The organism is Puia sp. (genome assembly GCF_036500295.1).
Lineage (GTDB): Bacteria > Bacteroidota > Bacteroidia > Chitinophagales > Chitinophagaceae > Puia.
In genome coordinates this window covers 47205-60589 of sequence record NZ_DASYCH010000001.1, presented here as the reverse complement: position 1 = coordinate 60589, position 13385 = coordinate 47205, and the positions used below count along the sequence as shown (strand labels likewise).

At 54.1% G+C, this 13385-nt stretch carries 7 protein-coding genes; 6 read left to right on the top strand and 1 reads right to left on the bottom strand.

Annotated elements, in window-relative coordinates; all coding sequences use genetic code 11:
- The first annotated feature begins 12 nt into the window (after positions 1-12).
- The 5 genes from VGM48_RS00215 to VGM48_RS00195 all read left to right on the top strand — a co-directional run bounded on the left by VGM48_RS00215 (position 13) and on the right by VGM48_RS00195 (position 8839).
- Complete coding sequence (locus tag VGM48_RS00215) at positions 13-3303, top strand: SusC/RagA family TonB-linked outer membrane protein (RefSeq protein WP_331575383.1); 3291 nt, start codon at positions 13-15, stop codon at positions 3301-3303.
- 26 nt (positions 3304-3329) lie between these two features.
- Entirely contained in the window at positions 3330-5186 is a 1857-nt protein-coding gene (locus VGM48_RS00210) for a RagB/SusD family nutrient uptake outer membrane protein (protein WP_331575381.1), read from the top strand.
- Positions 5187-5198: 12 nt separating this feature from the next.
- Positions 5199-6515: an alkaline phosphatase family protein gene (locus tag VGM48_RS00205; RefSeq protein WP_331575379.1), complete on the top strand. Its 1317-nt coding sequence runs from the start codon at positions 5199-5201 to the stop codon at positions 6513-6515.
- A 53-nt stretch (positions 6516-6568) separates the two neighbouring features.
- Positions 6569-7387: a sugar phosphate isomerase/epimerase gene (locus tag VGM48_RS00200; protein ID WP_331575377.1), complete on the top strand. Its 819-nt coding sequence runs from the start codon at positions 6569-6571 to the stop codon at positions 7385-7387.
- Positions 7388-7567: 180 nt separating this feature from the next.
- A complete protein-coding gene (locus tag VGM48_RS00195) occupies positions 7568-8839 on the top strand; it encodes a TIGR03118 family protein (RefSeq protein ID WP_331575375.1) in 1272 nt (423 codons plus the stop codon).
- A gap of 32 nt (positions 8840-8871) precedes the next feature.
- Here VGM48_RS00195 and VGM48_RS00190 read toward each other — a convergent pair whose 3' ends face one another.
- A complete protein-coding gene (locus VGM48_RS00190; protein ID WP_331575373.1) occupies positions 8872-11451 on the bottom strand; it encodes a DUF3857 domain-containing protein in 2580 nt (859 codons plus the stop codon).
- Positions 11452-11783: 332 nt separating this feature from the next.
- Between VGM48_RS00190 and VGM48_RS00185 the strand changes: the two genes are divergently transcribed.
- On the top strand, positions 11784-13379 hold the full coding sequence (locus tag VGM48_RS00185) for a hypothetical protein (RefSeq protein WP_331575371.1): 1596 nt from the start codon (positions 11784-11786) through the stop codon (positions 13377-13379).
- Positions 13380-13385: the final 6 nt, after the last annotated feature.

Here is a 13385-nt window from a genome sequence, read left to right as displayed (position 1 = left end):
AAATATCTACACATGGAGAGATCATTCTTTAGAGTACTATTGCTGGTAATCGGCATGGGCCTCTGTTCACCGGATCTGCGGGCGCAGCAGGTGGGCACGGGCAGCGTCAGCGGCATTGTAAGAAACGATCAGGGTGATCCCGTCAGTGGGGTAACCGTCGTCGCCACCAATCTCAGTACGGGATCGTCGGCCGGGACGCAAACGGACACGGCCGGGGTATTCCGCTTTCCAAAGCTTATCGCTTCGGGGAAGTACAGTTTTGTCTTTAGCAGTGTCGGGTTTCAGACACAGACGCTTTCGGGTTATTCGGTAAAAGGGGATGGTTCGATCTCGATCCTTGTGAAAATGAAGGGGCAGGCCAATGCGTTGAACGAAGTCGTGGTTGTCGGTTATGGTACGCAGAAGAGAGCGAATGTGACCGGCGCGGTTTCACAGGTGAGTGGCGAGGTACTGGACAGAAGAAGTTTGCCCAACATCACGCAAGGGTTGGAAGGGACGATCCCGAACCTCAACCTGATCCCGGCGGATGGCAAACCGATCAGTTCCGCGCAATATAATATCCGGGGTGCGACTTCCATCGGTCAGGGGGGTAATGCGCTTGTGCTGGTAGATGGGGTCCAGGCCGATCCGGCGCTGTTGAATCCGAATGATGTTGCATCGGTGACGGTCTTGAAGGATGCGTCTTCTTCCGCTATTTACGGCGCCCGGGCCGCGTTTGGGGTTGTGCTGATCACCACCAAGCAGCCGCTCAAGGGCAAGCCTACGCTCAATTATTCTTCCAACTACTCGATCAAGACGCCTTTATCGGTGCCGGATATCGTCTCGAACGGGTATCAATATGCCAAGGGCTTTGATTCTGCGTGGACGGCGTGGAATGACTATTCGCAGACGCCGCAAAATATCAACAAGACACAGCCTTTCTCCAATGCGTATATGCAGGCTTACGCCGAGCATGATGCCAATCCGAGCCTGCCCAAGACGGAGGTCGTGAACGGAAACTATGTTTATTATGGCAATACCAACTGGTTCGACCTGCTCTACAAGAAGCATAATGCGGCCATCGACCAGAACCTGTCCCTGTCCGGGGGCAGCGGGAAGACCAGCTATTATGTCTCGGGACGTTATTCCGGTCAGGATGGGTTGTTCCGCTATAACTCCGACAACTATCATATGTATAACTTCCTGGCGAGGGGGAGTATCGAATTGCTGCCCTGGTTGCAGGTGGACAATACGACCCAATTCACCAGCCGGTATTATCACAATCCGCTGAATGTGGAAGAGGGCGGCGGTATCTGGCGGAATATCGCCGATGAGGGCCATCCCTCGTCGATGCTGCTGAACCCGGACGGTTCGCTGACGTATTCTTCGGCGTCGACGGTCGGTGATTTCTACTATGGGAAGAACGGGATCAACCTGAACAGTCAGGTCATCCGAAATACGACCGGGTTTACCGCGAAGTTCTTTAAGAACCGGTTTCGGGTGAAGGGCGATCTCACTTTCCAGAATACGGATTCCAATAGCGTGCAGACCCGGGTGCAGCTGCCCTATAGTGTCAGTCCCGGGGTTACCGCTTTTGTCGGGACGAACTACAACGATATCCAGGATGCGACCAATAACACCAAATACCTGGCGACGAACCTGTATGCGGAATATGAGCAGACCTTCGGGGATCATTATTTCAAGGCGCTTGCGGGATACAACTATGAGCAATCGACGTTCAATTCGGTGATCGCCGCGCGAAATGGGCTGGCCTACAGCAACGTGACGAATATCAACCTGGCGCTTGGCCAGAATATCACTACGATCGGCAACTATGATAAATGGGCGATCCTGGGGGGCTTCGGACGATTGAACTATTCTTTCAAGGACCGCTATTTGCTGGAACTGGACGGACGCTATGACGGGAGTTCGAAATTTCCGACCGATCAACGGTATGCGTTCTTTCCTTCGGCGAGTGCAGGCTGGCGGATCTCCAAGGAAGCGTTTTGGAATGTCGATCCGAAGGCGGTGTCCGACCTGAAGATCCGGGGATCGTATGGGTCGCTTGGGAACGGAAGCATCAACTCGTACCTGTTCCAGGAGAATTTCAAGATCCAGCAATCGCTTCGGGTGATCAACGGCGTGCGGCCGCAGGAGACTTCGCAGCCTAATGTGTTGCCCGACGGCCTTACCTGGGAGACGGCGACGATGAAGGACCTTGGTTTGGACCTGTCGGCGTTGAACAACCGGTTGCAGGTGACGGGCGATATCTATCAGCGGATGACCACCAATATGTTCACGGTGGGTAAGACGCTGCCGTCGATCTTTGGAACGACGGTGCCGAAGGGAAACTATGCCAATATGCGGACGAATGGATTCGAGGCTTCGGTATCCTGGCATGATCAGTTCCAGGCGGGAAGAAAGGCTTTTCATTACACGGTGAGCGCCTGGATCTCGGATTATGTATCGGTTATTACGAAATACAACAACCTCACCAAGAACCTGAAGGACTACTATGTCGGGGAGCATCTGGGGGAGATCTGGGGATATGTCAACGATGGTTACTGGACCGATGCCAATTATAAGCAGGCCTATGCCAGCCAGTCTATTTTTCATGCTTCCAACAGTGGCCAGTGGCTGCCCGGGGATGTCAAATTCAAGAATATCAATGCCAAGAACGACAACGGCCAACAGCCGATCGTCAATAACGGAGACAATACGGCAACGAATCCCGGTGACATGAAGATCATCGGCAATTCGTCGCCAAGGTATTCTTATGGGTTCAACCTTGGAGCGGACTGGAATAACTTCTTTATCGGGGCTTTCTTCCATGGTGTTGCCAAGCGTGACTGGTGGCCGGGCGGAGAAGCCGATAATTTTTGGGGTCAGTATAACCGGCCCTACAACAACCTTATGAAATACCAGGTTGGAAAGATCTGGTCGCCTTCGAACCCGAATGCGTATTTCCCGAGACTGCGGGGATATGTTGCGCAGAACAGCGCGGGCGAGCTATACAATCCGCAGACCAAGTACCTGCAGAATGCCTCCTTCATCCGGTTGAAGAACCTTCAGGTAGGCTATAACCTGCCTGGGGGATTGGTGCAGCGGGCGCATCTTACGGCCGTCAGGGTCTATTTGTCGGCGGAGAACCTGTGGACCTATACTCCGATGTTCAAGCTGACGCATAATGTCGATCCGGAAAGTATCGGCGGCAGTGATCCTGTGCTGGGGACGAACAATGCCGGGACGTACAGCAGCAGCGGCAATACGAACAACTATCCTTTTCTCAAGAGTTATACGCTGGGTCTTTCCGTCACCTTATAACCATCTATTCTTTTAAATCAACTTATATGAGACAAAATATCCGATTGCCTCTCTTTCTGGCGCTGCCGCTGGCGGTGGTGATCCTCAATGGCTGCAGCAAGAACCTCAACCAGGTGCCACAGGCGACGGCTACCAATTCGGCGGTCTTCGGCAGTGTGCAGGGGTTACAGCTTTATGCCAATTCTTTTTATGACGGGCTGCCTACGGCGGCTACCACGGTCCGGGGCGATGACCAGTATGGGGATGCCGACTATGGCGCCCGGAATGCCGCGCCGATCTATCTGCAGGACGGCGCTTTCGGTTCGCGGCAGGCGACGGGCTGGACCTGGACGACGTTGCGGAACCTCAACTATTTTATCGCGAATGCGGCTCCCAACCCGGGTGTGCCGGAGGCCACGCGGCTGAGCTATATCGGGCTGGCCCGTTTTTTCCGTGCCTATTTCTATTTCAGCATGGTGCAGCAGTTTGGGAATGTGCCCTGGGTAGGCAAGCCGCTGGGAGTAAGTGACAGTGCGTTGTATTCGGCGCGGACGGACCGGACGACTGTAATGGATTCTGTTCTGGCCGATATCAACTATGCGATCGCGAATATCAATGTGACGACCGACCCTACTTCGAGTATGGTTACCAAGTGGGTGGCGTATGGGTTGAAATCGCGGATGTGTTTGTATGAGGGTACCTGGCGGCGGTATCAAAGCGACTCGCTGGAGACGGCGGCGATGCGGGGCGAGGCTCAGAGCTGGCTGCAGAACGCGGCCAGTGCGGCGAAGGCTGTGATGGACAGCAGCGGATTCACGCTGAATACCGCGGGCGGCAATACCCTTGCTTATCGCAACCTGTTTATCAGCACGAGCCCGGTGAGCTCTGAGGTGATGCTGTCGACTGTGATGAGTCAGTCGCTGGCGGTGTTGAACGATGCCAACTGGTATTATACGAGTGCTACGTATGGCACGCGGTATTCTTTTACGCGCCGGTTCATCAACACGTATCTGAATGCGGACGGGACGCCGTTTACGGATATTACGAGATATGACACCCTCCCTTTTGTCAAGGAGACGAAGAATCGGGACGGCCGGCTTTCGCAGACCATCCGGATGGGCAGCTATACGCGGATCAGCAGCGGCAAGACGGTTGCGGCACCGCCGGTCTTCTCCTATACCTATACGGGTTATATGCCGATAAAGTGGTCCATGGATGACACCTATTATGATGCCAATACGACCAATATCAATTCCGTGTGTCTGATGCGATATGCGGAGATGTTGCTCAACTATGCGGAGGCGACGGAGGAACTGAAGAATTATGGAGGACCGGGGCTGAGTGGTGCAGAGTGGACGAAGACGATCGGTGCGTTGCGGAGCCGGGCCGGGATCACGGGGAATCTGGGATTGCCTACGACGGTTGATCCGTATATCCAGCAATATTACACGCCGACGGATCAGACCTCGCCGGCGGTGGCGAAGATAGCCGATCCGGTGTTGCTGGAGATCCGCCGGGAGCGGGGGATCGAACTGGTGCTGGAGGGGTTCCGGTTTAACGACCTTTGCCGGTGGCGGCTGGGCGATCTGTTGCAGCAATCCTGGAACGGGATGTATGTGCCGGCGTTGAACGTACCGATGGACCTGAATGGGGATGGCGTGCTGGATGTATGTTTTTATCAGGGGACGCAGCCTGCGAATATCAGCGGGGTGACCTTTATCAATGTATCGCCGACGCTGAATGGAACGGTGAATCCGATGCAGCTTTCGAATGGGACATATGGCGAGATCCACTGGCTGGACAATGTGCCGCGGCAATGGCACAATTATAAATATCTTTACCCTATACCTAACAGCGAGTTGCTGCTGAATCCGAATCTTGGGCAGAATCCTGTCTGGCAATAAAAATAACGTACAATGAAAAAAATCTTGATTATGATGGCGACCCTGCTGGCTTTTGTAGCCGGCGGGGCTTTTGCCCAGGAGGCGCCGTTGGCGAAACATGTCGTGGTCATCACGGTTGACGGCTTCCGGCCGGATTTTTATCTGGACAGCAGCTGGCATGCGGTGCATATCCGTGAGTTGATGGCGAACGGGACGTATGCGGAGGGAGTGAACAGTGTTTTTCCTTCGATGACCTATCCTTCGCATACGACGATCGTCACGGGGGTGCAGCCGGCGAAGCATGGTATTTATTATAACAATATGTTCGAGCCCAATGGCCCAACGGGGAAGATGTATTGGAATGCCAGCAGCATTCATGTGCCGACCCTTTGGGGTGCGGCGCAGGCGAAGGGCATGACGGTGGCGGCGCTTTTCTGGCCGGTGAGTGCGGATGCGCCGGTGCAGTATGATATTCCGGATATCGGGAGTATGGGGGAGAAGGTGCGGGAGCAGTATTCCAAGCCGGCGGGTTTTGTGGATGAGGTTCGGAAGGATGTTTTTGGCGGGGAGGAGAAGATCGAGTACGGGCGGGATGTGAATGTGGCGCAGATTGCGGCCTATGTGATCAAGCAGGCGAAGCCCAACCTGATGACCATTCATTTGTTCTCGGTGGATCACAATGAACATCTGCAGGGGCGGGATGGGGAGCTTGTGCGGAAGGCTGTGATGGGTGCGGACAGTGCGGTTGGGATCATAATGGATGCGTTGAGGAAGGCGGGTATCTGGCGGGAGACGGCGATCATCGTTACCGGGGATCATGGATTTGGGAATGTGACCGTTTCGGTGAACCCCAATGTATGGCTTGTGCAGGCGGGGTTGATCACGGATGTGAAGAAGGATGAATGGAAGGCGCAGTTTTTTTCCGTCGGCGGATCGAGCTATCTCAATTTAAAGGACCGGAGTGATAAGGAGACGTTGCGGCGGGTGCGGGAGGTGTTGGACGGCCAGCCGGATAGTGTGAAGCGGCTGATCCGGGTCATCAGCCGGAAGGAACTGGATAAGATAGGCGGCAATCCCGATGTTGAGTTTGCGTTGAGTGCGATGAATGGCGCTTCTTTTGGGAATGCGATGAGTGGGGAGGCGGTGCGGCCGGGGCATGGCGGGACGCATGGGTATTTCCCGGATTTCTTTGAGATCAGGACGGGTTTTGTGATTGCGGGTCCGGGGGTCCGGGCCGGAGGGGTTATCCACGAGATGAATGAGCGGGATACTGCGCCGACGGTTGCGAGGCTGCTGGGATTGGATTTCCCGAGTGCGGATGGGAAGGCGCCGAAGGAAGTGTTTAAGTAAGTACCGAATAAATCAGTATATTAGAAGGGTCCGTATCTGCGGACCCTTTTTTTATGGTAGCCAGAAGAAAGTTCATACAGACGGTGGGATTGGGATTTGCGGGGTTGAAAATGCCTGCGATCCCTGCCGCGGTGCCGGACGCCGCGCCGCTCAAGCTTGGGATTGCGGGGTATAGTTTTGCGCATGTGCCGATCGATCAAGGGATTGCGATGATGAAGCGGGTGGGGATCGACGCTTTGTCCATCAAGGACTTCTATCTGCCGCTGGACAGCGATGCGGCGGCGGTGAAGGGGGTGGTGAATAAATTTTCCGCTGCAGGCATCCGTATCTATGCGGCGGGAGTTATATATATGAAGACCCGGGGGGAGGTGGACCGGGCTTTCGAGTATGCGAAGATGCTGGGGATCGATTTGATCATCGGGGTGCCCAATCCTGAGTTGCTGGCGTATATGGAGGAGAAGGTGAAGAGCACTAATATCCGGGTAGCCGTTCATAATCATGGGCCCGGGGATTTGTATCCGACGCCGGTAGAGGTATATGAGCATATCAAGGGATTGGACCGGCGGATAGGGCTTTGCGTGGATATCGGGCATACGGCCCGGGCGGGAGCCGATCCGGTGAAGATGTTGCGGGACTATGCGCCGCGCGTACTTGACCTGCATCTCAAGGACTTGTCTGTTATCACGAAGGAAGAACATGCTATCGATCTGGGCACGGGGGTGTTAGACATCGTTGGGGTCCTGAGGACGCTTAGACATAACCGGTATACCGGGTACTGCAGTATCGAGCACGAGCTGGATATGAATGATCCTTTGCCGGGGATTGCTGAATCCGCGGGGTATTTCAGGGGTGTGGTGAAGACCCTGAATTAGCGGAAATGGTGATTGTAACGAGGCAGTTGCGGTACAGGCAACTGCCATTAACAATGTTTCGTTTGTTGTTTTTGATCTTCCCGTAGAAATGCCGGCCGGCCAGTTGACTATTCGCCTTTTCAGGCGAAGTGACCCCACTTTTATGCCAAATCAAAATCTAACAACAAAAAATTGCTGATTATGAATTACATTTTAAGAAAATGGCAAGTACGTCTCCTGCCGTTGAGGCTGGGCTACGTATTGCTTGCCTGTATTCTGCTTACGACTGCCTGCCGGAAGCTCATTATTCACGACCATAATAATAACAATAACAACAACAATGAAGACCTTGCGGGATTTACGCAGGTGAATCTTGTTGCGAACAACATGGGGTATGACCCCAAGCTGGTTGATTCCACCCTGCAGAATGCTTGGGGGCTGGCTTGGTCGCCGAATGGTATTGCCTGGGTGAATTCGCAGGCGGGGCATGTCAGTGCGTTGTATACGGCGGAAGGGGCGATCGTTCGTGCACCGGTGAAGATCCCTTCGCCGGGGGATACTATTGGCGGCAATCCTACGGGTATTGTCTTTAATTCGACGAAGGGATTCAAGCTGACAAACGGGACAGCGGCGTCGTTCATCTTTGTAGGGGTGGATGGTATCGTATCGGCCTGGAATGGTGCCGCTGGCGCCCGGGCGGAGACGATTGCCGACCGGAGTGCGCATTCCGCATATACGGGGCTTGCGCTGGCGTCTTTTGGCGGCACGTCTTTTATCTATGCGGCTAATTTCCGTGCGGGCAGGATCGATGTATGGGATACGGCCTGGTCGGAGATGCATTTTTCGTTCCGGGACCATTCGATCCCTTCGGGTTATGCACCCTTTAATATCCAGGCGGTGGGAAGCTGGTTGTACGTGACGTATGCCCAGGTTGGTCCTGATGGCCGGTCGGCTGCCGGCGCCGGCAAGGGTTTTGTCGATATTTTCAATACGGATGGTTCTTTTGTAGATCGGTTTGCTTCCGGTGGGAGTTTGAATGCGCCCTGGGGTGTTACGATGGCGCCGGCCGGATTCCTGCATAGGAGTGACATTGATAGTACGCAGACGACGGATGATCATGGCGGAAACCGTGGTGGTGGGGACAACCGGGGTCCCGGAGGTGGGGGTGGAAATGGCGGTGGAGATGACAATCGTGGACCGGGTAATGGCGGGAACAATGGCGGCGACACCGCTACGATGGGACCGGTAATCCTTATCGGCAACTTCGGTGACGGCCGGATCAACGTATTCTCGCCAGAGGGGAAATATCTTGGTCAGCTGATGACGCAGCACAAGGTGATCGTGATCAGCGGGCTTTGGGCGATCAGGTTTGCGCCGACCACGGCGACTGCCATCGATCCGATGCGGCTGTACTTTACGGCTGGACCGGCTAAGGAAACTGATGGGTTGTTTGGGTATTTGATAAAAGAATAATGACAGGGGGGTCTTGAGTGGCCCCCTATTTTTTAACGGATCCGTTCGCGGAAGGGTTCGAGGAAGGTGCTTTTTACCTGGCCGGAGCGGAGGACAAAGATGACGCAGATGGCGGCGTAGGTGATGGTGCGGAGCAGATGCCCGGTCAGTTCATAGGTATAGGTGTTGAGTGATGCGGGGACGGGGACGACCGTATAGAGGAGGGCCTGGAGGAGACGGCCGGAGAGAAGGATGCCGAGGTACCAGAGGAACATGCGCGGGAAGATGTCCCGTTTTTTTATAAACCAGAATAATACGGCTCCGCCGCCGGCGATAAAGCTAAGGTGGAGTGCGAGGTCGGAGATGAACAGGTATTGCAGGTTGGATCCGCCGGCGTTGCCGAACAGGTTCCAATTGGCGTTGCTGTAATAATTCCCGCGGAAGAGCTCGAGTCCCTCGATGAGGAGGTTCAGGCCGATGCTGAACCCCAGCAGGATAACCCGGCCGCCGAGGGGGTAGCCGGTACCCGGGGCGTAGAGGGTCTCTTCGCTGCGGGGGTTGAGCCAGATGAAGAGGCGGGCGAAGAACAGCGAAAAGAAAAACGTGAGCCAGATGGCGGGCCAGCAGACCTTCCAGACGTGGGTGACGACGGCCGGAGAGCCGGCGGGCTTTGAAGTTGGGGATCCTGCCGAAACGGAGGCGTCGGGGATGGTGGCCTTGAAGGGCTGAAAGGAAACCTTTCCAAGGATATTTTTGTAATCTTCTTTATACTGGCGGATGTCGGCTGCTGGAATATGGTCTTTGAAGGTTGTCAGGACATAGACGAGCGTCATGTTGCTGTCTTTGACGACCGGGGTGAAATCGAATTGATAGGAGTCGTTTTTTATATGTAATTCGCCGCTGCCGAACTCCCAGGCTTCCGGGAAGGTTATGTTCAAGGTATAGTGAACGGTGTAGGGATATTGAAGGGCCAGCGGTTCGTCTTCGGCTGCGTCTGTGGGGTCGGGGAACGCCTGATCCAATATCCTTGCGGTAAAGTCAAAATATTTTCTGCCCTTTTTATCGGAGTTCCATAGATGCGGGATAGCGTATTGTTTGTGAACCGAGAATTCGTTTTTTATGCTGTCGTCGGTATAGGTGATGGGGCTTGTCAGGTGGATGCCCTCGAAAAGTGGAGCATAATATTTGCGGTAACTTTCTTCGATGTCTTTCAGGCTGGCTTCTTCGAAGGAACTGCGGACATCGTCGGCCGCGCCGCCTGTGTAGACAGAGGTGATGTTGAATCGGGAGCTGTCGGAATATCTGGTGATCAGCTGTTCGGAGATGGTAAAGTCATTTATGTGGCCGGGGGTGACGGATTGGAGCCCGGTTTCGCCTTCTTCCAGGACCAGTGCGTAACCATAAGCGGGGATGAAGAGATTAGTCAGTTCACCACGCTGGTCTGAGTTGGTTGGATCGATATAGGTGTAGACTCCTTTTGATCGCCGGATGGCGACGATGGCGTGGTCGAAGTCGCCGGGGGAGGGTGCGATGTCAGCCAGGTGGCCGCGGGTGTCGGTGCTGACGAGGGCTACGGATGCAGGGATCCCTTCCTGCTTTAGGATCGCGGTGAGTAACAAGGCCTTATCCTTACAGTCTCCGAAGCGCTGGTTGAATACATCCGAAGGGGCATGGGGCTGATGGGTGTTGACGCCGATCTCCAGGCCGAGGTAGCGAACTTCGTTCTGTACGAAGCGGGCGGCGATATTGGCAAAGAGGTCTCTATTGCCTTTTGCCCGGGTATTCCAGCCGGTCATCTTTTGTTGCAGGCCGGCAGGGAGGGTGAAGCGATAGTGATTAAAAGTATTCAGTCCCCAGTCGATCACTTCTGCCCAATTTTTGTACTCTGTGATATAGATCGTAGGTGCCCTGTCGAACCAGGAGGGGGTATTGTCGCCGGCGTCCTTTGTTTCAAGATTGGGATTGGTCCAGGTATAGATGATGTTGTTGCCCTGGTGCAGTTCGGTGGGTTGCGGCGCATTGTTGACCGGGAGGATCCGGAGGGGGCGGGCGGCGGTGGTGAGAACCGTCTCATAATAATTACAAACGGCCGTTTTGCTGCTAAAGGAAAAGTCGTCGGAATATTTGTTTCCAAAAACGGGATTGAAGCCGATAATCGAATAAGCTACCTCGATCCGATCTCCCTTCCTAACATCTTTCAGGGTGATAAACGCCCTTTTTAATCCGTTGTATTCAAACTCGTCCGCATCCTTTTCTTCCTGGATCACCCTGATCCGGGAAACATCCAGCCGGTTGAGCGTGGCGCCGTCGCGGATGATCGTGATCCGATGGAAGACAACCTGTTGGAATTCGGGGGTGAAGGTGACGGAGACTTCCGAGGCATTCTGGACGCCGGATTCATTGGCGATGTTTATGATATAGTGGATGTATCTGGTCTTGTTGGGGAGGCTGGTCTGCCAATCGATGAGCTGGTAGTAGTAGCCGTCGCTGATCTCGTCCCGGGCGGGTTGCTTTTCGAGGTTGGGATGGGTGATAAAGAGCCAGCCGGGGAGGGCGCCGGTTTTGACCGTAGGAAGGGCGGATATTTTAAGGGATAGGAACAGGCCCAGGATGATGGACAATGCGATACGCATGAAGACAAATTTAAAACAAAAAAAAAGGGCCAGGATAGAAATCCAGCCCCGTTTTTAAATCCAATATCCTATGAAAAACCGAATAGTATAAGGCAACCTGCGTGCCGGAACGGGCAACCGGACCCCGGGGTTCAAAAATCTTTTTTACCCTATTGATTTTTAGGTGTTTACGATTCTGTATCCATTGTTATGCGAAACGGCAGGAATAAAAGCATGGCCGTTTTTCTCCCAGGAAAGGAAAAATTTTCCCATTGCAGGAATGCTGCGGGTGGGCCGATGTATTAAATAATATTAATTAACTTCAAGAAGAAGGAGTCGGTATGGGATGGCGGATGACGATAACACTACACACTTTATTATCACTAAGCTGTTCTTCTCTTTTTGCCCAACAGGTTTCGTATTGCGAGCCGTACAGTGACCGGTTTACGCTTCGTCAGGAGATGCTGGGAAAAGTCGGGGACTACTTTTGGGTGTCGGCGATCAACCGGAAGCGGATGATCCGTCATGGGAATGAATTTTCGACTACCGAAGAACGTGATTTTGTGGTCTATGATGGCCGGATGGGCGTGAAGGGGATGATCGAGGACCCGCTTTATACGATGAATTCCATCCGGGAATACCTGGTGGTGGCGGACGAGCACTTTGATCGCATCAACCTGCTGAGGAGCGGGCGTGAGACGGAGGTAAGGTTGCAGCGGTATGAGGCGGGGGGCGAGGCGCTCGAGCCCGATCATACGATCGGGATCTTTCCCTTTACCGAGCCGGGCACGAGTTTTATGCTGGTGCGCAGCCTGGACCGCAAGCGTAGTCTGCTGCTGGGGTTTGAATTCCTTTCTTCTTCGCCGCCCCGTTTGCATGCCTTTTTATACGACCAGGACTGGCATCTGCTGTCTCAGCGGGTTTACCGGCATCCTTTTCTGACGCAGCCGATCATCCAGGACGACTATTCCACTTATCCGCTGGAAGACTTCGATAAGACGCCGATCAAATTAGCCGATGACGGGCAGTGGCTGATGCTGACGCCTTCGCGGTTGAACAGTAATTTCAATCTTTACCAGTTTTCACCCGTGGACACCGCGATCTCCTGCCGGGAAATTATGTTGCCGGGGACTTCGATGATGGAGGATATCTGCCTGTCGATCGATAATGGTACCGGAGATGCGGTTGCGGGCATCCTTTCCACCTTTCATTATTCGCCATTGAAGAATGTGCAGGTTGTGCATTATTCTATGAGGACGAAGACCTTTAGTTTTGATTCCTCGTACCGGTTGAACACGCTCGGCGGCCGGCGGATAAGAAACGACAACCTGGTGAAAGAGAATTTTGTCGCGGTGCCGGGCCGGGGATTTTTGTTGATGAAGGAATATGGCCGGGCTTATGAGCGGGAGATGGATGATCAGGACTATGATGAGGGGTGGGATCCGGCCTTTCTGTTTGCGTCCAATGATATCCCCGATGCCAGTGCGGGGCCTTCGCCTGCGCGGATGCGGCTGCCCGAGCCCAGGTATGGATATGCGCGGTACCGGGCGACGGCAAACCCGGTGTATCATGATCGCGGCGATCTAAGCCTGTACTTTTTCCCGGCCAGCAGGAGGGACAGTTGTTGGAGCGGGATGATCAGTCAGGCGCAGGTGACGGAGCTGAACTCCCCCAATCTTTCCTACATGATGGTGCCGATGCAGGACCGGATCGTGCTCCTGTACAACAGCTTTATCCATGGGGAAAAGATGTTTGCTTCCACAACGGTGATCGATCCCCGCGGTGAACAGGTGACCAATGAGGGTATCCTTTTCTGGGGTTTGAAGAATACGCTTGACTTCCAGAATTCACGGCAGGTGGCGCCGGACCAGGTGGTGATCCCGTATGACATTTATGTCAACGGGAACGCCAATGGAAAGGTTGGGTTTGCCGTCGTGTTGTTCCGATGATCGATC